We start from the raw sequence: 25547 nt of genomic DNA on the forward strand, positions 1-25547 counted from the left end.
AGATATGGTTAAGATAAAAAATGAAACTAGAAGAAATAAAACGTTTCATATACTAATAACAATTATTGCTTGTACGCTTGTTATAAGTGGTGTTATTTTAGGAATTTGGTTTTATGTGTTCAACAGAAATCACGAAGAAACCAATGATGCTCAGGTTGAGCAATATGTAACTCCAATTATGTCGCGTATTACGGGTTATGTGCAGGAAGTTCGTTTTAACGAAAATCAGTTTGTGCATAAAGGAGATACTTTGGTTGTGATTGACAATCGTGAATATAAATCAAAATTGAATGTGGCTCTTGCCGATGTTCAAAACGCGCAGCAAAACAGCGTTGTGGCGCAGAAAAATGCTATAAATACTGCAAGTGCAACAGCAATTAACGAAGCGCAATTAGAAGCCGCAAAATCGAATCTTTGGAAAACTAAATTAGAATACGAAAGATACAAAGCTTTGGTAAGCGAGGAAGCGGCTACTTCTCAGCAATTAGAGAAAGTAAAGGCGGATTACGAGTCGGCTCAGGCACATTTTCAGGAAATGAAAAATAGAATCCATTCGTCTGCTTTGAGTACTTCTGTTGCCGAAGCAAATGTTCCGACAACGCAAACCAATATTGCTTCCAAACAAGCTGTTGCAGATAATGCTGCATTATTTCTTTCGTACACCATAATTACAGCGCCTTATGATGGTTGGGTTGGAAAACGAACTTTACAGCCAGGACAATTGGTAAAAGAAGGCCAGTCTCTATTGTCAATTGTAAGTAAAGAAAAATGGATTACGGCCAATTTTAAAGAAACGCAATTGCAATATTTAACCGTTGGGCAAGATGTTGAAATAAAAGCCGATGCTTTGAGCGATAAAACTTTTGTTGGTACAATTGCCTCTTTATCGCCAGCGAGCGGGGCAAGATTTTCATTGCTTCCTCCAGATAATGCAACGGGTAACTTCGTAAAAATCGAACAAAGAATTCCGGTTAGAATTCAGTTGAAGGACAGCGACAAACAAGCCGACTTTTTAAGAGCGGGAATGAATATTACTGTGATCGCAGCACACTAAAATGGAAGATAAAAGTATTTTTAAATCATGGGTTCCAAAATGGGCAATCATTACGATTTTGTTTGTTTGTCTCTTGCATTCCATGATTTTATTGGGAGTTTATACGTCAAACGTAACGTATGCGGCAAGTTTTCTGGACATCGAGCCCGAAGATTTGCAGTACGCGATGTGCGTAACGTACGGAACTCTGCTGGCTACAATTCTTATAGAAAGCCGATTTTCGAGTTTTTTCCCCGCCAAAAATTACCTCATGGGCGTTTATTCCTTAATTGGAGTTACGATTGTGACGTCGGGTTATGTCGATAATTTTGCGGTTTTTCTATTGCTGAGAGTTGCCGAAGGAATCTTAATGGCGCTTCCTGCCATTACCATCAGACAATTGCTTATTGAGCAGTTTGATTCTAAAAATGCCATTATAATTGGTTTTTCCTTTTATTATGGTTCTCTACTGCTGTCAACGCCTTTTATTATGAATATTGCGGTTTGGTTTCTGGATCATTACGACTGGAAATACATGCTGTATGTTTCGGGCGGACTGCAGGTTTTAAATGTCTTTTTAATCTTGGTTACTTTTCGTGGGCACCGAACAACAAAGAAAATCCCGTTGTATCAAATCGACTGGATGAGCTATTTTTTGGTTTTAACAGCTATTCTTTGCGGTGCCTACTTTTTTGTGTATGCCGAGAAAAAATATTGGTTCGAATCTTCTCAAATGGTTTTAATGCTTATTATGGCACTTGTTACAGGAGGTTTGTTCATCTTTAAAGAGCTTTTGGTCAAAAGGCCAACTTTTGATTTTGAAGTTTTTAAATACGCCAATCTTCGAATTGGGTTTTTATTGTTCTTCCTGTTTTACATCAGCAGGGCAACGTTGAGTCTTTGCCATTCGGCGATGTATTCGATTTGGAATTGGGATCCGTCTCGAGTTGCGGGCGTGCAATACATTAACGGACTCGGAAATATTATCGGATTGGTTTTGGCGGCTTTTTTCTTGATGAAATCGCTTTCAACGAAAATCATTTTCCTGATTGGCTTTTCGCTAATTGCCTTGTATCACTTTTGGTTTACGTTTCTTTTTGTGCCCGATGTGGCTTTATCAGATATTATTGTTCCGTACTTTTTGCAGGGCATCGGAGTTGGATTGTTATTTGTTCCGTTGATTTTATTTACCACTTCTTCGGTTCCTGCAAATATGGCGGTTTCTTCAGGAATTGTCGGCGTTTCTGGGCGTTTCTGGGGAAGTACGATTGGTTTTTGCGTCATGCAGAATGCAACAGTATTTTTAAACAAAAAGCACTTTTTGAAACTTAGTCAGTTTGTAACGGACGAAAATCCCGAAGCACAGCAAAACATTGCAAACGCAACGCAGAGTTTTATTGCCAAAGGATATTCGGCAGATAATGCGAATGTTTTAGCTATGAAAAAGATTTTTGGAAGCATTACAAAACAATCGACTTTATTGGCCGATATGGAGATTTATACCATTGTGGGTTATGGTTTGTTGGTTTTGATTATTCTTATTGCGTGTAATCAGCATTTGAGACAGACGATGACTTTGGTTAAAAGTAAGATTTGGATCGGCTAGAAAGCAAATTCCAATTTTTTAAATTCCAAATTCCAAAAGGTGCAAAGGTTTATTTTAAAGCCATAGATTATAAAGATTAAAAGGATTTTTGTTTCACGCAGATTCAGCAGATTTTGGCAGATTTAATTTTTGAGATTTTTAAAAATAAATAATCTGCGCTTTTCTGCTTAAATCTTTTTAAAATCTGCGTGAAACAAAAAAACTTTGCGACTTCGCGACTTTGCGAGATTAAAAAAAACTCTTAGCGAATCTCTGCGAAAAATCTCCGTGCAACTCTGCGGAATAACTTATCTTGCAACGGTTAAAAACAACAAAACAAAATTATGAGCCAGCAATGTGTAATTTTTGATATGGACGGCGTGATTTCGCACACCAATCCGCATCATGTGATCGCTTTTGAAAAGTTTTTCGATAAATATAATATTCCGTACACGCGAGAAGAATTTGAAGAACATATGTACGGAAAACACAATAGTTATATCATGACGCATTTCTTCAAACGTCCGATTGCGGGAGAAGAATTGATCAGACTTGAAGATGAAAAAGAAGGAATGTTTCGTGAGATCTACAAAGACAAAGTCGAAACGATTCCGCATTATATGGATTTTTTAAACGAATTAAAATCTCGCGGTTTCAAAACTGCTGTTGCCACATCGGCGCCGCGTGCGAACTTGGATTTGATTGCAAACGCTTTGAAACTAGGAGAAAAAATGGATTCGATGATGTCATCAGAAGATGTTACGTTTCATAAACCAAATCCAGAAGTATATTTAAAATCGGCAGAACGCGTTGGAGTTTCTCCGTCGGATTGTGTGGTTTTTGAAGATTCTTTTTCGGGAATTACAGCGGGATTAAATGCCGGAATGAAAGTCGTTGGAGTTTTGAGTACACATACAAAAGAACAGCTTCCGCCATGTGATTTTTATATTTATGATTATAGCGAGATTAATGTCGATAAGATAATAGAGATATTAAATCCCAAAAAATAAATTTCAAACTTTGCGACTTAGCGTCTTTGCGAGATTAATTTTTATACTTATGAATCTCTCGCAAAGTCGCAGAGGCGCAAAGTTTTTTTTAGCCACAGATTATTAAGATTTTAAGGATTTTCTTCAAAACAACCACAAAGTATTGTCATTTCGACGAAAGGAGAAATCTCCACAAGTAGCTCCGTAACGAAAAGCTAATCTTTGTCGAGTTTCTTGCGAAGATTTGCTTCGCCTATTCGCTATCGCTCGAGTCTCGTTCCTCGAAATGACAAACTAGACGGATATGCTTTATGGAATAAGAAAGTTAAATGAATTGCCTCCTGCTTTAGCTGGAGGTTTTTTTTATGTTTTAAAAGAAAAAGGCTTTAGCCGAATTATTATTTCAAAGGAAAATCAAGCAACTCTTTAGGTTCAATATCTAAACCTTTTGCAATTTTTACGAGAGTTTTTATTGAAGTATTAATTTTAGCAGTTTCTATTCTTGCTATTTGAGATTTAGTCATGCCAGAATCATCAGCTAAATCTTGCTGCGATAAGTCTTTCTTTTCACGTAATTGTCTAATGTGAATGCCTAGATTAACAATATAATTTTCTTCTGAAATGTTCATATTTCAAAAGTGGAAAGATTTATTTCGCTTTCGATAGCATACATGCCTACAAATTATTATATTTGCTTTAAATAAAAAATAAGACAATGGCTACAAATGATCTTTCGAAAGAAACAGAAAAAAGACTCTTAGATTTTTTTAATAATGTTATTGATGCTAAAGATTTGGCAAAAGCAATTCGGCAATTAAATTATGCAATTGCATTAGTTGTAATGAAAGATGAAGAAAGAGGATATGTCTATGCTCAAAGAGAAAACTTAGAAAAAGGTTTTTATTGGCTGAATGAATTAGCCGAAATTTTACATCCGTATCTGGAAGTTGAATAAGAGAAAATAACGTTTTAAAATATCTTCATTTCGACGAAAGGAGAAACCAAAAGCAAAACCGACAAAAAATTCCAGAGTGATTTCCGCAATTTTTTTTATAGTTTGACAACCTGTTGGTGATGCTGAAGAACTCCTTTCGTCAAGGTGGATGATAGGAGGATGTATTGTCAGAGAAAGTGTTTATTCCTGTTAAAGTCATGATTTCATTCGAGAAGAAGGTAAATGAGCTTTAAAATTATTATTTATATTTGGGTAATTTAAACTCTCTTGCAAATGAATAAAGATATTACCAAAAACATTGAGCAATATTTAAAATCAGATACAAATTATGCAATTATTATAAATGGAGATTACGGAATTGGTAAAACGTTTTATGTTAAAAACGAATTGTTTCCAATTGTAAGTGAAATTGAAATTCCTAATAATGAGGATATAGAGTTTTATAAGCCTGTTTTGATTTCATTATTTGGGATTAAGACTATAGAAGAATTGCAAAGTCAAATATTAGCAGAGTTATATCCTTTTTTGAAAAGCAAGGGAATGAAAATGGCTTCCGGGTTTTTAACTTCTGCATTAAAAGCTTGGGCAGGAACTGATTTTACAAATATGTTATCAGATTCTGATGTTATAAGTAAAAATATTTTAAGTTTTAACAAGATTTTTATTTGTATTGATGATATTGATAGGAAAAGCGAAACTCTTCAATTAAAAGAAATTTTTGGATTCATAAATAATTTAGTTGAGAACTCAAATGCAAAAGTTATGCTTATAGCGAATGAGGATGAGTTAAGAAAAGAAGCCAATATTGAGAATAGCGATAATTACTCAATATTAAGAGAGAAAGTTATCGGTATTACTTTTAATTTTAAGACTAATGTATCGTTGATTTATGATGATGTTATTGAGACAAAATATAATAATTCTGCTTATGTCGATTACTATAATTTTTTGAAAAATAAAAAAGAAAACATTACTAAGGTGATTGGATTGAATAAACATAATTTGAGAAATCTTGTGTTTTTCTTTGAGCATTTTAAAACGATTTTTTTTAAGCTGGGAGATTTAATTTTGAAAAATGAAGAATTAAAAGGTATTAAAGACGATTTGTTTGAATCAGTTTTAAATTTTTCATTACCAATAACGATTGAATATAAACAAGGACGAATTAATGCTCAAAATGCTTCAGAAATCCCTGATTTTTATAGAAGGATAATAATATTTGATGAACCTAAAGGATTTGCATTAAAAGCCAATACTTCTGAATCTAAACCTAAGATATTTAAAGATGAATTTAGAGAAAAGTATTTAGATCTTGGTAAATACCAAAATCTTTATTTTAAATCTATATTTAATCATATCGTCGGCTTAGAGTATTTAGTTTCTGATAATCTATTATCAGATATTAAAGAGATATATAAATTTTCAAACAATGAGATTCCAAGGCATCAACAAATCTTTGAGGAATTAAAATATTGGAACTTTATAGATTTAAGTTTTAAAGAATATAAAAATTTAACTTTTGAAATGTTGAAATATGTGGATAAAGGAGAATATGATATAGAACAGTATACGACCATATTTAGCTTTTGTATTAGATTTGAAAATAAATTAAGTTTTGATCTTTTTAAGCTAAAAAAACGTTTTCAAAAAGGAATAAATAAAAATTCAGTAAGGTTTGTTGCAGATTTAGAATTTTATATATCTGTCTCACCAGAAGTGTATTGTTATCAGGATGTTGTAGATGTGATGAATTATTGCATTACGAAAAATGAGAATTTAAGAAATATCGATAAAAAGACCAGTGCTGAGGAGCTCTTTAATTTATTTGAAAGCGATTACCGAAATTTTTCTATTAAGTTTGAAGATAATGAAAATGAATTTAAGTATAGTCCGTTTTTTGACAATATTAGTTTTAGCAAATTTATTAAATGTTTAAAAAAGATGAAAAATACTGATTTAATACATTTGGCTCACTTATTTTCTAGAAGATTTTCAAGACATTTCAGTACAAATTTAAACCCGGAAAAAGATTTTTTAATGCAATTGCAGATTAAAATCGAAGGTGTCATTAATAGCAAAAAAACTCCAAAAATGGATGTGGAGGCATATAAAATTTTATTGAACAAGATTTCTTATTCATTGAGTAATTTCCAGGGCGAAGAATAATATGTTGATTACGTGGTAAATAGATATATTATAAAAACAAAAAAGCTTCTGAAAAATCTTCAGAAGCTTTTTAAAAGTGCGGATAATAGGACTCGAACCTACACGCCTTGCGGCACCAGATCCTAAGTCTGGCACGTCTACCAATTTCGCCATATCCGCGGTAATTGTGGGTGCAAAGATAGGCATACTTTTGAATTATCAAAGCATTTTTTGAAAATTTTTTTTAATTCTCTTTTTTGTACTTTTGGGTTTCTATAAAAATAATTTAAATGGAAAATATTAAGTCCTACGTTCAACAACATAAAGATCGGTTTATCAACGAATTGATCGAATTATTAAAGATTCCGTCGGTTTCTGCCGACACTGCATATTCTCAAGATGTTATTGACACAGCAGAGGCTGTAAAAGAAAGTTTATCAAAAGCAGGATGCGATTATGTCGAAACTTGCGACACTCCAGGTTACCCAATTATCTACGGAGAGAAAATTATAGATCCAAATCTTCCAACGGTTTTAGTTTACGGCCACTACGACGTACAACCGCCAGATCCATTAGAATTATGGACTTCACCACCTTTTGAACCGGTTATTAAAACTACAGATATTCACCCAGAAGGAGCAATCTTCGCACGTGGAGCTTGTGACGACAAAGGTCAGATGTACATGCACGTAAAAGCGCTTGAATTAATGGTACAAAGCAATACGTTGCCTTGTAACGTAAAATTCATGATCGAAGGTGAAGAAGAAGTTGGTTCGGCAAGTTTGGCTTGGTTCGTAGAACGCAATCAGGAAAAACTGAAAAACGACGTAATCTTGATTTCAGATACAGGAATGATTTCTAATCAACAGCCATCTATCACGACAGGTTTAAGAGGTTTAAGTTATGTTGAGGTAGAAGTTACAGGTCCAAACCGCGATTTGCATTCAGGTTTATACGGTGGAGCTGTGGCGAATCCAATTAATATTTTGGCAAAAATGATTGCTTCGCTTCACGACGAAAACAATCATATTACAATTCCAGGTTTCTACGATAAAGTAGAAGAATTATCTGCAGAAGAAAGAGCAGAAATGGCAAAAGCGCCTTTCAGCTTAGAAAAATATAAAAATGCTTTAAACATTGCTGATGTTTATGGTGAAAAAGGTTATGTAACCAACGAGCGCAACTCAATCCGTCCGACTTTAGACGTAAACGGAATCTGGGGCGGTTATACTGGCGAAGGTGCTAAAACGGTTATTGCGAGTAAAGCTTTCGCTAAAATCTCGATGCGTTTGGTCCCAAATCAGGAATGGGAAGAGATTACAGAACTTTTTACAAAACATTTTACAAGTCTTGCTCCAGCTGGAGTTACGGTAAAAGTAACGCCTCACCACGGTGGTCAAGGTTATGTAACGCCAATTGATAGTATTGGCTATCAGGCAGCAAACAAAGCGTATACAGAAACGTTTGGAGTTCCTGCAATTCCGGTTCGTTCTGGAGGAAGTATTCCGATTGTGGCTTTGTTTGAAAAAGAATTAAAAAGTAAAACTATTTTAATGGGATTTGGTTTGGATAGTGATGCTATTCACTCGCCAAATGAACATTTCGGAATCTTTAATTACTTGAAAGGTATTGAGACTATTCCGTTGTTTTACAAGTATTTTGTGGAGCTTTCTAAGTAGTTTTTTAACGCAAAGAACGCAAAGGTTTACGCAAAGTTCACTAAGATTTTTTAAGTAAGATTTTATAAAAGTTCGCAAAAGCTATATAGATAAAGCTTTGCGAACTTTGCGTTTATAAGCGTAGCCTTAAATAAAATCCTTGCGCTCTTTGCGGTTAAGTTTTTTTTAACCGCAAAGAACGCAAAGGTTTACGCAAAGTTCACTAAGATTTTTTAAGTAAGATTTATAAAAGTTCGCAAAGCTTCATCATAAAGCTTTGCGAACTTTGCGTTTATAGGTCTAAGTTTAAAAAATCCTTGCGCACTTTGCGGTTGAAAAAAATAAACGCAAAGAGTGTGAGAAAAAATAAGAAAAAACTTGTTCGTTTGAAATTTAACTCTACATTTGTAGAAACGAATCTATAATTGTAGAGCAATATGAATTTGAAAAACATCTTTTTATTATTTCTTTTAGGTTCAATGCTTTTGAGCTGTAAAAGCAAACCGATCAATCAGAAAATTGACAAGAAAAAAGAAGGTGTTTGGATTGATAGTTATTCGCAAGATGGTACAAATTATAAATCGTATGAATATTATAAAAATGATCTTCCGGTTAAAAAGTGGAAATCATATATTAACGGAAAAATCTACAAAACAGAAAAATACAAAAACGGAATCTGTGTCGTGAAAAGTTATTACGAAAACGGAAAACTGGAATCGAAAGGAAAAACTAAATTTGAGACTGATTCGGTTCAGTCGCATTGGTTTTATTTTGGAGAATGGAAGTTTTATTCGGACAAAGGAAAATTAAAAGGAATCAAGAATTACGATAAAGGAGAATTGATTTCGGAACAAAATATTAAATAAACAAGCTAATCTTTAAACCATGAAAAGAATAATCACGCTTTCTTTTATTGTATTGAACTGCCTTTTCTTGCAAGCTCAAACTTATAAAGAATGGATTCATAAAGCAGATTCTTGTTACACGGCAAAAAACTACAAATTGTCTGTTTCATATTATGAAAAAGCTTTTAAAATAGAAAAAAAAGACAATCGAGATTTATATAATGCAGGCTGTTCTGCTTCTATGGCAAGGCAGCATAAAAAAGCATTTAAATGGCTGAATCTTTCTATAGATAACGGATACGAAAATATGGCGCATATTAAAATTGATAACGATTTAAAGCCTTTACATTCAGAAAAAGAATGGAATAAAACAATTGATAAGCTGCAAAAGAAATTAGATGTTATTGGAGCAAATTATGATAAGGTGCTGGAAAAGCAACTTGCAGAGATTTATACCGAAGATCAGGAAATTCGTGGAGAGTTTATGAACGTTTATAGAGCTGCTAAGCCTGATAAAAAGAAAATTGACAGCATTGGTAAAATAATGGGGGAGAAGGACAGCATTAACCTCATTAAGGTTATGAAAATTCTGGACGAAAGAGGTTGGTTAGGAAAAAATGTTGTAGGCTCTCAGGGAAATCAGACTTTGTTTCTAGTAATTCAACATGCCGATTTAGAATATCAGCAAAAATATCTGCCTATGATGAGAGAAGCGGTTAAAAATGGAAATGCCAATCCAGGAAATCTAGCGTATTTAGAAGATAGAGTGGCTTTGAGAGAAGGAAAAAAACAAATTTATGGCAGTCAGAGTTCAAAGAATAAAAAGACTGGTAAAATTTGTATTGCACCAATGATAGATCCAGATAATGTTGATAAAAGGCGTGCGGAAGTCGGACTTGGCACAATGGCGGACTATGCAGTAAAACTAAACATTGACTGGAATTTGGAGGAATATAAAAAGGAATTGGCTGAAACAGAAAAACTTGAAAACACAAAACCATGATACCATTATCAAATGCAGAAGAACAGTTAATGGAGCATTTATGGAAGCTTGAAAAGGCTTTTATGAAAGATTTGCTCGAAGCGTATCCGGAACCAAAACCGGCAACAACAACGGTTGCAACTTTACTGAAAAGGATGATCGATAAGAAGTTTGTGGCGTATAACGAATTTGGAAATTCTCGAGAATATTATCCGCTGGTAAAGAAAACAGACTATTTTGCAAAACATGTAAAAGGGCTAATTAGTAATTTCTTTAATAATTCGGCTTCACAGTTTGCTTCGTTTTTTACGACCGAGACCAATTTGTCGGCTTCAGAACTAGAAGATCTTAAAAAAATAATCGATTCAGAAATTCAAAAAAAGAAAAAATGATAACGTATCTTTTAAAATCGGGTTTGCTACTTGCTGTTTTTTATGCGGTGTATAAATTATTGTTAGAAAACGAAAGAATGTTTCGTTTTAATCGTGCGTATCTTCTCGGAAGTTTGATTTTTAGTTTTATAATTCCGTTGCAGCTTTTTACATTCAAGCCTTTATTTGAGAGCGGATTAAACGCAATTCAATTGGAAGGAATAGAGATTAGAACAAGCCGTGCGCCTATAAATGAAAACTACATTTTAGAATACGTTTTTGCCATTTTGAAGCGAGTTTATGTAATTGTTGCCATAGTGTTGGGATTTCGATTGATTTTAAATGTGCTTTCATTTTTTCAAAAATTAAGAAGTAAAGAAGCTCTTTCTGTAAACGGAGTAAAAGTAATTTTAACCGATGATGCTGTTTTGCCACATTCTTTTTGGAATGCCATTTTTGTAAATAAAACAGAGTTTGAAACGGGGAGAGTTCCATCAGAATTAATTGTGCACGAAAAAGCGCATTTAGAACAAAGACATACGTTGGATATTCTTTTTGTTGCTACGGTACAGACTGTGTTTTGGTTTAATCCTTTTATTTCTCTTTTTAGAAAAGCGATTAAACTTAATCACGAGTTTTTGGCCGATGAGGCTGTAAATAAGCAATTTGGAGAAGTAAAAAGCTATCAGAACTTATTGTTGCAATTTGCATCAAACAAAAAGACTGTCGATTTGGCGAGCAATATTAATTATTTAATAACTAAGAAACGTTTGCTAATGATGACTAAAGAAATATCACCAATTGCGATGATTTTGAAGATAAGTTCTGTGGCTGCTGTTTGTTTTTTATTGTTAATTGCTTTTAATTCTGAAGCAGTTGCACAAACCGGTGCTAATTTGAGAAATCAGAATAATAAAGGTATTAATTATGTTGGTGCTAATGTGGGAAAACCACAATTTCCCGGTGGGATAGAAAAGTTTTATATGTTTGTTGGGCAAAATTTTAGAATGTCAGAAGAATTTTCGAAACAAAAAATACAAGGCAAATTTCTTATTGAATTTATGGTCGAAAAAGATGGGAGCCTGTCGGATTTTAAAGTCGTAAAAGATTTAGGATATGGCACTGCTGAAGAAGCAATTCGCGTTTTGAAACTTTCGCCAAAATGGATTCCTGCAACCGAAAATGGTCAAGCTGTTCGAGTGATGTACAGTTTACCGATTACGCTTCAGAGTGAGAAATAGAGGCTGGGAGTAACAAAGGAGCAAAGTGACAAAGGTTTTTTTGCGCAAAGTATAAAATCTTTGTTGCTTTGTTCCTCTGAACCTTTGTCCCTTAAAAGAAAAAAAATCCGCTTCTTGATGGGAGAAGCGGATAAAATTAAAAACTAATTAAAAAAAAATTCTAAAATAAACATGCAGACCAAGACTAGAACAAGTCTGGGTTGTATCCAAAATAAGGTACATTTTGTTCGTTAAAAATGACCCCATATTCTTCTAACTCCTTCAAAATTGGTTCGTAAACTTCCTTTTTAATAGGAAGCTGAACACCTGGAGTTGTGATTTTTCCGTTTAAGATTAATAAAGTCGCAATCGCAACCGGAAGTCCGACTGTTTTTGCCATTGCAGTATAAGTCTGGTCTTCGCCAATACAAACCATTTTCGAATCGATTTGTTTTTTTTTGCCATTTAGTTCGTAACCAAATTTATGATACATCACGATCATATCTTTGTCATCTGGCTCAAGAGCCCAGCTTTCAGATAATATCTTCTCTAAAATTTGCGCTGGAGTAGCATTTGGCAGATTTACTTTTTTGTTTGGGTTAAATAAATCCAGTTCCAAAAGTTTATCCCACATAATATCGTCCTGATCGATTTTTAAGATCAATCGGGTTTTGATTTCAACAGAATCTGTTGGATGATACGGAAGGAAAGAATTGATGAACTGACGATAACTCATATTTTCTGACCCCTCTAAAACATAGCTATCATCAGTCATCCCGAGCTGTACAAACATATTCCAAGCGCGAGAATAACCCACTCTTCTAATTGTACCTCTATATAAAGTAAGAACATCATCTAAACCGTAAACAGATCTGTATTTAAGAGAGTCACGGTTAGAATAAGCTTCAAATTTTCCGTAGCCTTCTACTTCTAGAAATTCCGTTCTTCTAAACAAAGCGCTGTACGGAATGTATTTATAAGTTCCTTCTTGAATAAATTTGGCGGCACCGCCTTGCCCCGCCAAAACTACATTTCTTGGCGCCCAAGTAAATTTGTAGTTCCATAAATTATTATCAGATTCAGGAGCTACAAGTCCACCACAGAAAGATTCAAACAAAAGCATTTTGCCACCTTTCGATCTGATTTCGTCAATGACTTTCATGGCACTCATATGATCAATTCCTGGATCAAGACCAATTTCGTTCATAAAAATCAGATTGTTTTGAATGGCTTCTTCGTTTAAAGCTTGCATGGCATCACTAATATAGGATGCAGTAACAAGATGTTTTTTGAATTCAAGACAATCTTTTGCAATCTCAATGTGAAGATGTGCAGGAAGCATAGAAATTACTATTGACGCATTTGCAATAGCTTTTTTTCTTTCATCAGAATTAAAAATATCTAAGGCAATCGGAGTGGCATTAGGATGATCTTGTGTTTTTGCTTTCGCAAGATTCAATGAAAGATCGGCTACTGTTAAATGTAGCTTTTCTTCATTAGATTTTGATAGTAAATATCGAATCAAAGAAGATGCAGATCTTCCTGCTCCAAATATTAAAATGTTTCTCATGTCTTAAATATTTAACACAAATATATTTAAATGTTATAAATATAACAATTCAAATTAAAGAAAATTAAATTATTTTTTTCGCAAAACCCGAAAAATAATTTGATTTTGTTCTAAATAATCCAGAAACAAAGGCGGTTTTTCAGTTCGTTTGAAGTATTTTTGTGTGAAATTTCAAAAGAGATATATTATGAAAAGAAGAATCATTCTAACTGGAGCTTTTATTGGTATGCTAGCTATTATTTTGGGTGCTTTTGGCGCTCATTTATTGAAAAAATATCTTTCGGTTGATCAATTAAATACTTTTGAAGTTGGTGTTCGTTACCAAATGTATCATGCTCTTTTTCTTCTTTTTCTATCTACCCAAAAAGACATTGCAGAAAAAACCTTGAAAGCCATCTATAATTTAGTAGTTGCAGGCGTTTTGCTTTTCAGCGGTTCAATCTATTTATTGGCAACAAAAGACTACACTTTGTTCGAATCTAAAATTATAGTATTCGCAACACCTTTGGGTGGTTTCTTATTAATTATCGCCTGGACGCTATTATTCTTTACGATTTTGAAGAGAAAATCATAAAATCCCGAAAAAAAAATTCTGTCTAAGAATTAATCTTTAATTTTGTCACATAAATAACATATAACTTTATTTGTGTGACTTTTTTGTATTTTCTGTTATCAAACAAAAATAATATAACAAATTCGCATATAGGGTTGTAAATAAACAAATTAAGAGCGATTATTTTTTTCTTTTTGTAATTTTAAAAGTGAAATTTTTCTTTTTTGATATAAATCGAAGTGAAATTTAATTATTTTAAAAGAAATAAAAATTAATCTGTAATTTTGCATTAAACAAAAAATCACACACAACTTAAAAATTTATGGACAGTAATACAGTTTTCGCGCAATCGATTTCGTTAAAAGAGTTAGGAATTGAAAATGCAAAAGTTCGTTATCAACTATCTGCAGATGAATTACATGCGATTACTTTGCAGTCTGGTCAAGGTGTTGAGAATTCGACTGGAGCATTAGCAATTAATACAGGTGAATTTACAGGTCGTTCTCCACAAGACCGTTTTATCGTAAAAGATGATATCACTAAGGATCAAGTTTGGTGGGGAAATGTAAATATCCCATTTGAGCCTCAAGCTTTTGAAAAGCTTTATAATAAGGTAACAGCATTTTTATCAAACAAAGAAGTTTTTGTTCGTGATTCTTATGTGTGCTCTGATCCAAATTATAGATTGAATGTTCGTGTTGTAACAGAAACAGCTTGGTCAAACTTGTTTTGCTACAATATGTTCTTACGTCCAGAAGATTCAGAATTGGCTAATTTTACTCCAGAATGGACCGTAGTTTGCGCTCCAAGTTTTATGGCAGATCCTGCTGTAGATGGAACACGCCAGTCTAATTTTGCTATTTTAGATTTTACTAAAAAAATTGCATTAATCGGAGGAACAGGTTATACAGGAGAAATGAAAAAAGGAATTTTCTCTGCATTAAACTTTATTCTTCCAGTTTTCAAAAATACACTTCCAATGCACTGCAGCGCTAATGTTGGTGAAGCAGGAGATACAGCAATCTTCTTTGGATTGTCTGGTACAGGAAAAACAACTTTATCTGCAGATCCAGAGCGTAAATTAATTGGAGACGATGAGCACGGCTGGACAAACGAAAACACTGTTTTCAATTTTGAAGGCGGATGCTACGCAAAAGTTATTAATTTAACAGAAGAAAATGAACCAGACATTTTTAGAGCGATCAAAAAAGGAGCGCTTTTAGAAAATGTGGTTTTCAAAGCAGGAACAAACGTAGTTGATTTTGACGATGTTTCTATTACTCAAAACACTCGTGTAAGTTACCCAATTACTCATATTGATAATGTTCAGCCAGGTTTGATTGGACACAATCCTAAAAATATATTTTTCTTAACGGCTGATTCTTTCGGAATCTTGCCTCCAATCTCAAGATTGACTCCAGGTCAGGCGGCTTACCACTTTATCTCTGGATATACAGCAAAAGTTGCTGGAACAGAAGCTGGTGTAACAGAGCCACAGCCTAATTTCTCTGCTTGTTTTGGAGCTCCATTTATGCCTTTGCACCCAACGCGTTACGCTGAAATGTTGAGCAAAAAAATGAAAGATGCAGGAGTAAAAGTTTGGTTAATCAATACAGGATGGACTGGCGGTGCTTACGGTACAGGAAGCCGTATGAAGCTTAAATATACTCGTGCTATGATTACTGCTGCGTTAAAAGGAGAATTGAATGATGTAGAGTTCAAAAATCATGAAGTATTTGGAATTGAAATTCCTCAAGATTGTCCAAACGTTCCAGTGGAAATTTTAAATCCTAGAAATACTTGGGAAGACAAAGATTTATACGATAAAAAAGCGTTGGAATTAGCACATAAATTCAAAGCTAATTTCGCCAAATTTGAAGAGTTTGCAAATGCTGAAATCTTAGCAGGTGCACCAATTACAGAATAAAAGGAATTATTTAATTCAAAATAAAAAAGCTGTTCAGAAATGAACAGCTTTTTTTAGTTGGTTTCCAATCGCAGTAAAAAAAATAGACACTGAACACGGGACTGCGACTGAAAACCTTGAAATTTTATTTTTTAGCTTCGTCTATACGTTTCTGGATTAAATCCCAAGCGTAATAATGGAAAGTCATTCCGTTGCTCATCGCTACAAAAAGTCCGTTTTTATATTTTGGACCTAAGTTTACACTTGTAACATCTGCACCGTCACATTCAATTGTCGAAGTTGGAACTTCTGCCAATAAAGGATGATTGTTCGGATTTCCGTTTGCACCTTCTCTAGGATAAACCATAAAAGAATTTGCTTGTTGGTTGGATACTAAAATATACCCTGTCGAGTCTGTTTTTTTGTAAATCGCGATTCCTTCGTGGTCTGCTTTGAAATCTTTCTGACCAAAGAAAGCCAATTCTTTATTATCATTTAAAGCTGGATCAGCTTTGTATTTTCTTATTCCAGCCTGTTCATCGCAATAGTAAACAAAGCCTAATTCGTTATCCACTGCAATCGCTTCAATTTCTTTTTTACCGCTGTACGTTCCGAATTTGCGAATGACTTTTGCTGCAGCAAATTTTCCGTTTCCAGAAAGTTCATATTGCCATAAATAACTTCCAGAAGAGCCAGTTTTTCTTCCCACAATAGCAAAAATCTTTCCGTCGCTAGGACGAGTGTATAATGAAACTCCCATTGGATCGCGTTGTGCTTCTCCATCAAAAACTGGAATTCCGCCGTTATCAATTGGTTCTAAATCAGGTAAACTGAAAATCCTGATTTTGTTTTCTTCACGTTCAGTTGTTACGGCAACATCTACTTTTTTTCCGTCAATAATCAATCCGTAAGCGATATCAACATTGTTTGGGCGTTTTAACGGAATTGATTTTTTAAGGATTTTTCCATTCAAATCAAAAGCATATAAACCTCCATCTGTATCTTTATCTGTCCCGATAATAATGCTTTTTGAAGCATCAGTTGGATTAATCCAGATTGAAGGATCGTCAGTATCGTGAGGCAAAGCTTCTGTAACTGCTGTTGGTTTTACGGCATTTGGCTGAATTGGCGCTAGTTTATCATCTTTACAAGCTGTAAAGGCTAAGCTTAAAAGTAAAAAAGCAACTAAAGATCTATTTTTCATTTGTATTATATATTTTAATGCAATTAGACAGAGCGCTAAACTCTGTCTAATTTAAGAATTTTAAAAAAGTGCAGATTACAAGTCTAGTTTCAATCCGAGATTGTAACGTGGCTGGTAATATTCAGCTTGTTTTGTATGTGCAGCAACTCCTTGGTAATAGCGTAACGGCTGATTTGTTAAGTTATTAGCTTCGGCAAAAACACGCAATTGTTTTGTGATTTTATAAGAAGCATTGGCATCTAAGAAAAATTGCTTGTCATAGTAACTGTCTTTGTAAGATTCAGAACCTAATTCATCTAAATAATCAGAAGTAAAGTTGGTTGAGATTCTAGCAGAAAAACGTTTGTTTTCCCAAGATAAAGACCCGTTAAACATGTGAGGCGTTGTTCCTGGAAGGCTGATGTCATTTCTTTCGTTTCCATCTTCATCAGCAATTCCGCTGGCTTTAGATTTTGTGTAAGTATAGTTTAAATAGATACCAAAACCTTTTAAGAACTTACCAGGCAAGAAATCTAACTGACGCTGAAAAGCAACCTCAAATCCATAAACATCAACATTTTCTCCGTTTCTTGATTGTAAAAATGACCAGTTTTCTCCCGCTGGAATTGGGTTTGCCTGATTAGGGAAATCTGCAGCAAATTTCGTATCAGTATATTGGTTGTCACTGTAGTTGTAAATGAAATCGTTTAATCTTTTGTAGAAAACACCTCCAGAAATTAAACCAACAGATTTGAAATAGTTCTCAGCCATGAAGTCATAGTTGTATGAATAAGTAGCTTTAAGATCTGGATTTCCAGCCGTAATTTCTTTGTCTGCAGCAATGTTATTTACATAAGGAGCCAAAGCATAATAGTTTGGCCTTGCCAAAGCTGTTGTAACGGCAGCTCTTAAAACTAGATCTTTTGTTGCATTGTATTGTAGCGAAATACTTGGCAATAAATTAGTGTAAGAGTTGGTGTTGTTGATTTTGCTTTCTAATTCTTCCTCGTCTAATACACGGTTTCCTGTATAGTCAATATGAGTATTCTCTAAACGGAAACCTAAAACCATAGAAAGTTTATCATTAAAATCCTGATCCCATCTTACATAAGCAGCAGTAATTCTTTCTTTGGCATTATAGTTTACAGCTAAATATTCTGCTGGATCTGCTTCTTTATCAAATAAAGCAGGATTGTTTAAGTCTAAACTTCCTAAGAAAGCTGCAGAAGCAAAGGTTCCTGGCACATATTTGCTTCCTGGATTAAAATCTTTTCCGTCAAAATAGCTTGTTGGAACTTGCGATAATAATTCCATATCATCATTAATTGGCTCATAAGAATAGAACATATTGTTTCTTTCTTTTTCTTTCAAACGAAGTCTAAGACCTGTTCTCAATCTACCTTTTTCTCCAGCAATAACAGAAAATGGAAAACGGATGTTTACTTTGGCTCCAAATTCGCTTTCGCTTGTTTCGTCTGTGTTTTCAGTAACAGAGTCAAATTTAAATTTGTCAACTGACTCACCAACTGTTGTAATTAAAGGAAATCTAATGTCTGATAAATCTTCGAACATTTCTAAACCTTTCTGACGGTATTCGATATAACGCTCACCCGGACGGTATTCTCTTGCTTTTGCATAGTTCGCAGACCAGTCTAAATCTAATGTAGAGTTGATTAAGTGTTCTCCACGAATAGAGTAGTTTTGAACTCTTTGATCTTCTAATCTTCTGTTTTTATTTCGGTTGTTGTCTAAACCACCTTTTGTCTGACGTTTTACGCGACCTTCAAAACCTACAATTTCTTCCCCATTATAAAGTGGCTCAATATCATCGTAAGTAGTTCTAAAACGGTTTTCTCTGTCATCTCTCCAATTGTAGATTGCATTTGCAAAAATGGTATTGTTGTCATTGAATTTGTAATCTAAAGCAACAGATGCGCTTCGGCGAATACGCTGTACATCGTATTTTCTAATTTCAGATGCTTGTAAATATTCATTTCCAAAATCATCTTTTACCCATTCATTTTCGATGTTGTCAGAACCGTAATCTACATTGTTGTAAGATCCGCTAAAAACTACTCCTAATTTGTTGTCAATAAAACGATTACCATAAACGAAACCAGCCGTATAAGAAGCATGGTCACGAATTGGCAGATATCCTCCAGCAAGAGTTGCAGAGATTCTCTCTCCGTTTGGCGTTGCTCTTGTAATTAAGTTTACAGAACCACCAATTGCATCAGCATCCATGTCAGAAGTAAGCGTTTTGTTTACTTCGATTGTAGAAATCATATCAGACGGAATCAAGTCCATTTGTACGTTTCTGTTGTCTCCTTCTGCAGATGGAATTCTATCACCATTTAAAGTAACAGAGTTTAAAGATGGCGCCAAACCTCTAATGATAATGTTACGCGCTTCACCTTGATCATTTTGCATGGTGATACCAGGAACACGTTTTAAAGCATCTCCCACGTTAGCATCTGGAAAACGTCCCATTTGATCAGAAGAAATTACGTTTCCGATATTTTTATTGTTTTTCTGCTGATTCAGTGCTTTGGCTTGACCTTTTAAGATATCTCCAACGACAACTTCTTTCAGCTCATTTTCAGAAGCTTTAAGAGAAAAATCAATTACGTTGTTTTTTCCTTGTTCTACTTTTATTTCTTGTGTTAAAGTAGTATATCCAATATATTTTACTTCAACTTTATAAGCTCCTTCATTAATATTTAATAATTCGAAACGACCGTTATAGTCAGAAACGGTGTATTTTTTCTCGCCTACAATTTGAACCATAGCTCCAGGAAGAGGCAGTTTGTCATCAGCATCCAATATCTTTCCAGAGATAATGGCCTTCTGTGCAAAACCTGTAAAGGCGAATAAAAAGAATGCGGTTAATAGATAAAATTTTTTCATTGTGTGTGTTTAGTTTGATTTTCGGTTGCGAAACTAAGACCCAAGTATTACTAAAGCCTTGAAAAAAAATTAACATAGTGTTATGATTCGTCAGTTATTGCTTATAATTATTAATGTTTAACTAACATTTAAAATTCAAACGTTTGATTCACAACTAAAAAGAAATTGATATTTTGACTGTATTTGAAAATTTGGCTTTAAATTTGCCATATCATCTTAATCAAAAATCATCAATCATGTTAAAACAATTTTTTATCCTATGTTCAGGAGTCGATAGAGACCTCTTGAAAGACTGCTCAGAAGGCGAACAGACCAAATATGTTGGTATTGGTGCTACGGTATTCTTTACAGCAGTTATGGCTTTCTTGGCCAGTGCTTATGCACTTTTTACCGTTTTCGATTCTATTTATCCGGCTTTAATTTTTGGTTTTGTCTGGAGTTTATTGATTTTTAATCTTGACCGATTTATTGTTTCTACGATTAAAAAAAGAGATCGTTTCTTAGACGAATTTCTGCAAGCAACTCCGCGTATTGCATTGGCCATTATTATTGCTATTGTAATTTCGAAACCTTTGGAAATTAAAATCTTCGAAAAAGAAATCAATACCGTTTTGCTGAAAGAGAAAAACGAAATGGAATTGGCTAATAAAAAGCAAATTGGAACGTATTTCAAAACAGACTTAGATAAAAATAAAGCTGAGATTGCCGCTTTAAAAGCTGATATTGTAAAGAAAGAAAAAGAAGTAAACGATTTGTATTCGGTTTATATTACCGAAGCAGAAGGAACTGCAGGAACTAAAAAACTAGGAAAAGGTCCAGTTTATAAAGAAAAACGAGAAAAGCACGATGCAGCTTTAAAAGAATTCGAAACGCTGAAAAAAACAAACGAAGCTAAAATTGCCGAAAAAGAAAAAGCAGGCGTACAACTTCAAGCTGATTTAGATAAAAAAGTTTCGCAAACCCAGCCAATCATTGAAGGTTTCGACGGACTAATGGCGCGTATTAATGCATTGAACAAACTGCCTTGGCTACCGTCATTTTTTATTATGCTGTTGTTTTTAGCTATTGAAACTTCACCTATTATTGCCAAATTATTAGCGCCAAAAGGAGAATTCGATTTCAAACAAGAAGAAGCCGAAACGGCAATGAAAGCGACTTTGGCTCAAAATAAATACCAACGCGATCTATTGGTGAAAACAAGTGCCGAAATGCACGATAAAGTTTACGCTGACATTGCAGAAGATAAAGGTTTATTCGATTTACAGCGAAAAAATGCTAAAGAGTTGCTGGAGCTGCAATCACATAAATTTGTAGAAAAACAGAAGGCGACTTTGTAAATAAGTACAAAGTGCAAAGTTTCTAAGTACAAAGTTTAAATGCAAAGCCCGAAATAGAGATTCTATTTCGGGCTTTTTTATTTTAGACAACGTCAAAAATCTTTGTACTTTGTACTCAGAACTTTGTACTTTAAAAATTACATGTAACTTAAAATCTCTTTTTTATAAGCGTCATATTCTCCTTGCATGATTAAACCATTGTCAAGAAGTTTTTTGTAGTTCTGTAATTTATCGAACAGTTCTTCTTTAGATAAATCGCTTAATTTGCGTTCTCCTGTTGGTTGAGCTGGTTGAGTCGGAAGCGGTTCATAAGTTTCTGTAACGGCTGGCGCTGCAGGTAAAATCTCTGCAAAGCTCGTTACTTCTTCTGTTTCTACTTCCTCAATTTCTTCCTCTGCTTCTTCTTCAAAAATTGGTTCAGCAGTTTCTTGAACTGGTGTTGCAGTCTGAACAGGATTTTTCAATAAATCCAATTGTTCTTTAGTGTAAGTATAAATTTTTCTAGCCTGAATTTTTGGAATATAATCAATAGAAACAGCTAAATCTGTTTTTGTTCCAAATGAAAATTCAGAACCCAAAATGTTTTCTTTTACAAAAGTACTTGCAATATCATCCCAAGTATAATCTGTAAAATCCATAGAAAGACCTAGATTTTTAGGCTTGCAGATAATGATACGTTTATTTGTTAATACGATACTATCAGGAAAAACAGTTATTGCAGGTTTTTTTTGCACTGCGATGTATCCAACTTCTTCGCCTTTCATCAATAAATCTGAGAGTTTCGAAGTGATTTTTTCGATCGCTTTTGGATCTTGTTCTTCGTTTAGAAATTTTTTAAATTGTTCTTTCATGATGCTATAAAATGCTAATTTGCAAACTGATTCGGGTTTTTAAGTTTTGATCTTACCCTGCAAATGTAATGCCTAATTTTTTAATTCGATAATTTCATTCTGAATTTTCTTTGTCAAACTTTTGAAAACCAATTCATACGAATGGTCTATCAATTCTTTGACGAATTTGTCTGGAAGATTTCCGTTTAAAGCGATCGTATTCCAGTGTACTTTGCTCATATGATAACCGGGTTGAATTTCGTCATATTCGGCTCTAAGCTCCTGTGCGCGGTCTGGATCACATTTTAAATTGACAGACTGTTCGTTTTTTTCCCATTGAGAAAGCGAAGACAGAGCAAACATTTTTCCGCCTACTTTAAAAACCAAAGTGTTTTCATCAAAAGGAAAATGTTCACTTACTCCTTTTTTCGACAGACAATATTCGTAAAACGTTTCTAAATTCATAATTGTTTATTTACCAATTTCACCTAAATGTGTGTATTTAAAACCTTTTTCATATTTAAGACCGTAACCAAAAATGCGATCCATTGCCGAATGTGAAAATAAAATAATTCCCGCTAATTGCACAATTTCAATACTTAAATAAAATCCGACCGCATAAATTAAAAGTGCAATCCCTTTGTGATGAAAGACATTATAAAAGAATGCTCCAATTTTGTTTCCAAAAACATATCCAATCATCGATAAATCTGGAGTCAGAATTAAAACCAAAAACCACCACCATTCATAACTTAAACGGTTAAAAAGAAAAATTCCGAGAATAAATAATGCCGCTTCTTCTAGTTTTAAGACTGTTTTCATTTTACTATTTTTTCCATCATCTTTTCGGGATGATTCAGTTTTGTAAATCCGAATTTCTCATATAAAAAGTGTGCGTCAGTGGTTGCCAATCGCCAGATTTTTACTTCTTGTAATTGAGGCTCATTCATCATGGCATCAATTAAAATCGATGAATAGCCTTTTCCGCGATGTTTTTCATCAATAAAAACATCCATTAAATAGGCAAAAACGACGTAATCAGTTATTACTCTGGCAAAACCAATTTGTTTATCATCTAGATAAATTCCGAAACAAACAGAAGCATCAATCGTGCGTTGTACTTCTTCAATAGTTCGTCCCGCCGCCCAATATATGTCTTTTAAAAAGTTCTGTATAAACGGAACATCGAGTTTAGTTTTATCTGTAGAGATGGCTACCATTATTTTTTGTTTTTTTTAGCCACAAATTACACAAATTCTCACAAATTTCTTTTTAAGATTTTACTACAGATTAATTGATTTTCACAGATTTAATCATTTTAATCCTTTAATCTGTGGCAAAAAATTAATTCGTGAAAATTCGTGTAATTAGTGGCAAACTTTTAAATTTTATATAAAATTGGTTTTGATGGACTTGCATCATTTTCAAACGAAGCGATTTGAAGATTTAGTATATAATCCCCGTCTTCAATTTCGTCTGAAACATAAATCATTTCTGTAATTGTCGCATTTAATCTTGCGTCAGAATTTAGATTTACAGTGTCTTTTACATTCCAAAAAGCTTTATGAGCCAATAATTTTCCTTCATCATGTTCTTTATCAACACTTGGAAGATCAATTAGTAAATGTTGAATTTCGCTTTCGCGGATGAAAATCGCAGCCTCTTCAGACAAATACGGCGGATTTGTATTAGAGTATTTTCTTGATTTCTTTTCCTTCTGATTTGGAAGCGTTCGAATTATTATCGCTTCCAATTTTGTCACGCTGAGCGGAGTCGAAGCGCCCAACGCTTTTTCAATTAATTCTTGCGTAATCACATAATCGTCATCAATTTTTTCAGGTTCAACCGTGATCAATTTAGCTGTAAAGAAAAACTGTTTCAGCGACTGATTAATGCTATAAAAATCATTTGTGATATGTCCCAAACATTCTGTGTGCGTTCCATGCCCATGCGGATTGAAGAAGATATTATTGAAATTCGTAGATGATTTTCCTTCTGAAACTTTTCCAATCCAGTCGCCAAAAACTACTGGTTCAATAACTGGTTTTTCAATATACCAAGCAATTGGGTTTTGATCTGTATTGGTTAAAGGAATAGAGATGTCGATAGGTTTAGACAAGTCGATTTGATATTTATTGTCGAGAATTGCAATCATTTGGAACACGGATTTTACGGATATACTAACGCGGATTTAAACGGATTAATCAGCGTTGCTGCATCCGTTTTATCAGCGTCCAATTTTTAGTCTTCCAAATTTAAATAAAATAAATCTGAAGCAATTCCATCGGTTAAAAATTTTCCTTTTGGAGTTGGTTTAAGAATATTGTTTTTAATTGAAAGCAAATCATCGTTTAAGAATTTTTGAGATTGTTCCAGTAAATAATTCAAATATTCTGATCCGAATTCCTTTTCAATTCTGTCTAAAGAAACTCCCCAAATGGTTCGTAAACCCGTCATAATATATTCATTATAACGATCTGAAATAGTTAAGATTTCGGTTTCAATAGGAAGCTCATCGTTTTGAATTGCTTTTAAATACAAAGAATTATTGGCAATATTCCAACCTCTCTTTTCGCCGTCGTAACTATGTGCGGAAGGACCAATTCCGATATATTTTTTGCCTAGCCAATATGCCGAGTTGTTTTTAGAAAAATAATTCTCTTTTCCAAAATTGGATAATTCGTAATGAATAAAACCATTTTTCTGAAGCATTTCAACCAAAATCATAAAATGATTGGATGCTACTTCATCCTGAGGTTCAGCGATTTTTCCGGTTTGAATTAATTTGCTCAAAGCTGTTTTCGGTTCAACCGTCAAAGCATAACTTGAAATATGCGGAATGCCGAAATCTAAAGCAGTCTGAATATTCTGTTTCCACATTTCGTCACTCATTCCTGGAATTCCGTAAATTAAATCAAGCGAAATATTATCAAAATATTTGGTTGCTTCTTCCAAACATTTTTTTGCTTCAGCCGAATTATGAGCACGATTCATCATTTTCAAATCGTCTTCATAAAAAGACTGAATTCCGATGCTTAAACGGTTTATTGGACTTTTGGATAATTCTAAAATTCTTTCGGCAGACAAATCATCAGGATTGGCTTCAAGCGTAATTTCAGGATTTTCGACAACTTTATAGTTTTTATAAACTTCAGAAATTAAAAAATTGATTTCGTCATTTGATAAAACCGAAGGAGTTCCGCCGCCAAAATATATGGTTTCTATGATATTGTCACCCTGAGCGGAGTCGAAGGGTTTACGCATGCCAATCTCTTTAGCTAATGCCAAAACCATTTCATCTTTCTTTTTCATCGAAGTCGAAAAATGAAAATCGCAATAGTGGCAAGCCTGTTTGCAAAAAGGAATATGGATGTAGATACCGCTCATTTTTTTAGTGTTCAGTGTTCAGAATATTAGTGTTCAGATTTTAGTGATCAGTCAGTGTTCAGTTTTTTAGTGATCAGTTTTTTACCAATTA

The 25547-nt window shown here is 33.9% G+C and carries 23 protein-coding genes and 1 tRNA gene; 13 read left to right on the top strand and 11 right to left on the bottom strand.

What is annotated here, in order from left to right:
* The first annotated feature begins 4 nt into the window (after positions 1 to 4).
* The 3 genes from PQ463_RS19655 to PQ463_RS19665 all read left to right on the top strand — a co-directional run bounded on the left by PQ463_RS19655 (position 5) and on the right by PQ463_RS19665 (position 3628).
* Positions 5 to 1054, top strand: a complete 1050-nt coding sequence (locus PQ463_RS19655; protein WP_274255124.1) for an HlyD family secretion protein — start codon at positions 5 to 7, stop codon at positions 1052 to 1054.
* Between the two features lies 1 nt (position 1055).
* Positions 1056 to 2639, top strand: a complete 1584-nt coding sequence (locus tag PQ463_RS19660) for an MFS transporter (RefSeq protein ID WP_274255125.1) — start codon at positions 1056 to 1058, stop codon at positions 2637 to 2639.
* Between the two features lie 323 nt (positions 2640 to 2962).
* Positions 2963 to 3628 carry an HAD family hydrolase gene (locus PQ463_RS19665; protein ID WP_274255126.1) on the top strand — a complete coding sequence of 222 codons (666 nt, stop codon included), beginning with the start codon at positions 2963 to 2965 and terminating at the stop codon, positions 3626 to 3628.
* A gap of 377 nt (positions 3629 to 4005) precedes the next feature.
* On the opposite strand, the gene PQ463_RS19670 is transcribed toward PQ463_RS19665, so the two are convergent.
* Entirely contained in the window at positions 4006 to 4236 is a 231-nt protein-coding gene (locus PQ463_RS19670) for a helix-turn-helix domain-containing protein (RefSeq protein ID WP_274255127.1), read from the bottom strand.
* Between the two features lie 86 nt (positions 4237 to 4322).
* On the opposite strand from PQ463_RS19670, the gene PQ463_RS19675 reads away from it, so the two are divergent.
* Together PQ463_RS19675 and PQ463_RS19680 are read left to right on the top strand one after the other, a co-directional pair.
* Positions 4323 to 4562: a hypothetical protein gene (locus PQ463_RS19675; protein WP_274255128.1), complete on the top strand. Its 240-nt coding sequence runs from the start codon at positions 4323 to 4325 to the stop codon at positions 4560 to 4562.
* Positions 4563 to 4835: 273 nt separating this feature from the next.
* Positions 4836 to 6728, top strand: coding sequence for a P-loop NTPase fold protein (locus PQ463_RS19680; protein ID WP_274255129.1), 1893 nt, complete (start codon positions 4836 to 4838; stop codon positions 6726 to 6728).
* Positions 6729 to 6805: 77 nt separating this feature from the next.
* On the opposite strand, the gene PQ463_RS19685 is transcribed toward PQ463_RS19680, so the two are convergent.
* Positions 6806 to 6887 (bottom strand) — tRNA-Leu (locus PQ463_RS19685).
* 110 nt (positions 6888 to 6997) lie between these two features.
* Here PQ463_RS19685 and PQ463_RS19690 point away from each other — a divergent pair.
* The 5 genes from PQ463_RS19690 (at position 6998) to PQ463_RS19710 (ending at position 11804) form a co-directional block, all read left to right on the top strand.
* Positions 6998 to 8386 carry a dipeptidase gene (locus PQ463_RS19690; protein WP_177211219.1) on the top strand — a complete coding sequence of 463 codons (1389 nt, stop codon included), beginning with the start codon at positions 6998 to 7000 and terminating at the stop codon, positions 8384 to 8386.
* A gap of 416 nt (positions 8387 to 8802) precedes the next feature.
* On the top strand, positions 8803 to 9231 hold the full coding sequence (locus PQ463_RS19695; RefSeq protein WP_274255130.1) for a hypothetical protein: 429 nt from the start codon (positions 8803 to 8805) through the stop codon (positions 9229 to 9231).
* 19 nt (positions 9232 to 9250) lie between these two features.
* Positions 9251 to 10213, top strand: a complete 963-nt coding sequence (locus PQ463_RS19700) for a DUF6624 domain-containing protein (RefSeq protein WP_274255131.1) — start codon at positions 9251 to 9253, stop codon at positions 10211 to 10213.
* A complete protein-coding gene (locus tag PQ463_RS19705) occupies positions 10210 to 10584 on the top strand; it encodes a BlaI/MecI/CopY family transcriptional regulator (RefSeq protein ID WP_274255132.1) in 375 nt (124 codons plus the stop codon). Before PQ463_RS19700 ends, PQ463_RS19705 begins: the two co-directional genes overlap by 4 nt.
* Positions 10581 to 11804, top strand: coding sequence for a M56 family metallopeptidase (locus tag PQ463_RS19710; protein ID WP_274255133.1), 1224 nt, complete (start codon positions 10581 to 10583; stop codon positions 11802 to 11804). Before PQ463_RS19705 ends, PQ463_RS19710 begins: the two co-directional genes overlap by 4 nt.
* Before the next feature lie 184 nt (positions 11805 to 11988).
* Here the strand turns inward: PQ463_RS19710 and PQ463_RS19715 are convergent, their stop codons facing one another.
* Positions 11989 to 13353, bottom strand: coding sequence for a saccharopine dehydrogenase family protein (locus PQ463_RS19715; RefSeq protein ID WP_274255134.1), 1365 nt, complete (start codon positions 13351 to 13353; stop codon positions 11989 to 11991).
* A 187-nt stretch (positions 13354 to 13540) separates the two neighbouring features.
* On the opposite strand from PQ463_RS19715, the gene PQ463_RS19720 reads away from it, so the two are divergent.
* Together PQ463_RS19720 and pckA are read left to right on the top strand one after the other, a co-directional pair.
* Complete coding sequence (locus PQ463_RS19720; protein WP_274255135.1) at positions 13541 to 13927, top strand: DUF423 domain-containing protein; 387 nt, start codon at positions 13541 to 13543, stop codon at positions 13925 to 13927.
* A gap of 301 nt (positions 13928 to 14228) precedes the next feature.
* Entirely contained in the window at positions 14229 to 15833 is a 1605-nt protein-coding gene (pckA, locus tag PQ463_RS19725; RefSeq protein ID WP_274255136.1) for a phosphoenolpyruvate carboxykinase (ATP), read from the top strand.
* 124 nt (positions 15834 to 15957) lie between these two features.
* Here the strand turns inward: pckA and PQ463_RS19730 are convergent, their stop codons facing one another.
* Positions 15958 to 17016 carry a phytase gene (locus tag PQ463_RS19730; protein ID WP_274255137.1) on the bottom strand — a complete coding sequence of 353 codons (1059 nt, stop codon included), beginning with the start codon at positions 17014 to 17016 and terminating at the stop codon, positions 15958 to 15960.
* Positions 17017 to 17091: 75 nt separating this feature from the next.
* Positions 17092 to 19902, bottom strand: a complete 2811-nt coding sequence (locus PQ463_RS19735) for a TonB-dependent receptor (RefSeq protein WP_274255138.1) — start codon at positions 19900 to 19902, stop codon at positions 17092 to 17094.
* 236 nt (positions 19903 to 20138) lie between these two features.
* Here PQ463_RS19735 and PQ463_RS19740 point away from each other — a divergent pair, with 236 nt between their 5' ends.
* Positions 20139 to 21239 carry a DUF4407 domain-containing protein gene (locus tag PQ463_RS19740; protein WP_274255139.1) on the top strand — a complete coding sequence of 367 codons (1101 nt, stop codon included), beginning with the start codon at positions 20139 to 20141 and terminating at the stop codon, positions 21237 to 21239.
* 137 nt (positions 21240 to 21376) lie between these two features.
* Here PQ463_RS19740 and PQ463_RS19745 read toward each other — a convergent pair whose 3' ends face one another.
* The 6 genes from PQ463_RS19745 to hemW all read right to left on the bottom strand — a co-directional run bounded on the left by PQ463_RS19745 (position 21377) and on the right by hemW (position 25456).
* Positions 21377 to 22090 (bottom strand): PH domain-containing protein, encoded by a 714-nt coding sequence (locus PQ463_RS19745; protein ID WP_274255140.1) that lies wholly within the window; start codon positions 22088 to 22090, stop codon positions 21377 to 21379.
* A 72-nt stretch (positions 22091 to 22162) separates the two neighbouring features.
* Entirely contained in the window at positions 22163 to 22534 is a 372-nt protein-coding gene (locus PQ463_RS19750) for an MmcQ/YjbR family DNA-binding protein (protein ID WP_274255141.1), read from the bottom strand.
* 6 nt (positions 22535 to 22540) lie between these two features.
* The gene (locus tag PQ463_RS19755) at positions 22541 to 22891 is read right to left on the bottom strand and encodes a DUF4260 domain-containing protein (protein ID WP_274255142.1); all 351 of its coding nucleotides are present in this window, start codon (positions 22889 to 22891) and stop codon (positions 22541 to 22543) included.
* Complete coding sequence (locus PQ463_RS19760) at positions 22888 to 23289, bottom strand: GNAT family N-acetyltransferase (RefSeq protein ID WP_274255143.1); 402 nt, start codon at positions 23287 to 23289, stop codon at positions 22888 to 22890. The genes PQ463_RS19755 and PQ463_RS19760 overlap by 4 nt, the downstream gene beginning before the upstream one ends.
* Before the next feature lie 161 nt (positions 23290 to 23450).
* Positions 23451 to 24224, bottom strand: a complete 774-nt coding sequence (locus tag PQ463_RS19765; RefSeq protein ID WP_274255144.1) for a cyclase family protein — start codon at positions 24222 to 24224, stop codon at positions 23451 to 23453.
* Positions 24225 to 24310: 86 nt separating this feature from the next.
* A complete protein-coding gene (gene hemW / locus PQ463_RS19770; RefSeq protein ID WP_274255145.1) occupies positions 24311 to 25456 on the bottom strand; it encodes a radical SAM family heme chaperone HemW in 1146 nt (381 codons plus the stop codon).
* Between the last annotated feature and the right edge of the window lie 91 nt (positions 25457 to 25547).

Source organism: Flavobacterium sp. KACC 22763, from assembly GCF_028736155.1.
Lineage (GTDB): Bacteria > Bacteroidota > Bacteroidia > Flavobacteriales > Flavobacteriaceae > Flavobacterium.

Excerpts from the sequence above, each read along its gene's own strand:
- PQ463_RS19695 (WP_274255130.1), top strand. The coding sequence starts at position 8,803 with ATGAATTTGAAAAACATCTTTTTATTATTTCTTTTAGGTTCAATGCTT.
- pckA (WP_274255136.1), top strand. The coding sequence starts at position 14,229 with ATGGACAGTAATACAGTTTTCGCGCAATCGATTTCGTTAAAAGAGTTA.
- PQ463_RS19750 (WP_274255141.1), bottom strand. The coding sequence starts at position 22,534 with ATGAATTTAGAAACGTTTTACGAATATTGTCTGTCGAAAAAAGGAGTA.
- PQ463_RS19700 (WP_274255131.1), top strand. The coding sequence starts at position 9,251 with ATGAAAAGAATAATCACGCTTTCTTTTATTGTATTGAACTGCCTTTTC.
- PQ463_RS19760 (WP_274255143.1), bottom strand. The coding sequence starts at position 23,289 with ATGGTAGCCATCTCTACAGATAAAACTAAACTCGATGTTCCGTTTATA.
- PQ463_RS19740 (WP_274255139.1), top strand. The coding sequence starts at position 20,139 with ATGTTAAAACAATTTTTTATCCTATGTTCAGGAGTCGATAGAGACCTC.
- PQ463_RS19705 (WP_274255132.1), top strand. The coding sequence starts at position 10,210 with ATGATACCATTATCAAATGCAGAAGAACAGTTAATGGAGCATTTATGG.
- PQ463_RS19715 (WP_274255134.1), bottom strand. The coding sequence starts at position 13,353 with ATGAGAAACATTTTAATATTTGGAGCAGGAAGATCTGCATCTTCTTTG.
- PQ463_RS19675 (WP_274255128.1), top strand. The coding sequence starts at position 4,323 with ATGGCTACAAATGATCTTTCGAAAGAAACAGAAAAAAGACTCTTAGAT.
- PQ463_RS19730 (WP_274255137.1), bottom strand. The coding sequence starts at position 17,016 with ATGAAAAATAGATCTTTAGTTGCTTTTTTACTTTTAAGCTTAGCCTTT.
- PQ463_RS19765 (WP_274255144.1), bottom strand. The coding sequence starts at position 24,224 with ATGATTGCAATTCTCGACAATAAATATCAAATCGACTTGTCTAAACCT.
- PQ463_RS19745 (WP_274255140.1), bottom strand. The coding sequence starts at position 22,090 with ATGAAAGAACAATTTAAAAAATTTCTAAACGAAGAACAAGATCCAAAA.
- PQ463_RS19735 (WP_274255138.1), bottom strand. The coding sequence starts at position 19,902 with ATGAAAAAATTTTATCTATTAACCGCATTCTTTTTATTCGCCTTTACA.
- PQ463_RS19665 (WP_274255126.1), top strand. The coding sequence starts at position 2,963 with ATGAGCCAGCAATGTGTAATTTTTGATATGGACGGCGTGATTTCGCAC.
- PQ463_RS19690 (WP_177211219.1), top strand. The coding sequence starts at position 6,998 with ATGGAAAATATTAAGTCCTACGTTCAACAACATAAAGATCGGTTTATC.
- PQ463_RS19655 (WP_274255124.1), top strand. The coding sequence starts at position 5 with ATGGTTAAGATAAAAAATGAAACTAGAAGAAATAAAACGTTTCATATA.
- PQ463_RS19720 (WP_274255135.1), top strand. The coding sequence starts at position 13,541 with ATGAAAAGAAGAATCATTCTAACTGGAGCTTTTATTGGTATGCTAGCT.
- PQ463_RS19670 (WP_274255127.1), bottom strand. The coding sequence starts at position 4,236 with ATGAACATTTCAGAAGAAAATTATATTGTTAATCTAGGCATTCACATT.
- PQ463_RS19680 (WP_274255129.1), top strand. The coding sequence starts at position 4,836 with ATGAATAAAGATATTACCAAAAACATTGAGCAATATTTAAAATCAGAT.
- PQ463_RS19755 (WP_274255142.1), bottom strand. The coding sequence starts at position 22,891 with ATGAAAACAGTCTTAAAACTAGAAGAAGCGGCATTATTTATTCTCGGA.
- PQ463_RS19710 (WP_274255133.1), top strand. The coding sequence starts at position 10,581 with ATGATAACGTATCTTTTAAAATCGGGTTTGCTACTTGCTGTTTTTTAT.
- hemW (WP_274255145.1), bottom strand. The coding sequence starts at position 25,456 with ATGAGCGGTATCTACATCCATATTCCTTTTTGCAAACAGGCTTGCCAC.
- PQ463_RS19660 (WP_274255125.1), top strand. The coding sequence starts at position 1,056 with ATGGAAGATAAAAGTATTTTTAAATCATGGGTTCCAAAATGGGCAATC.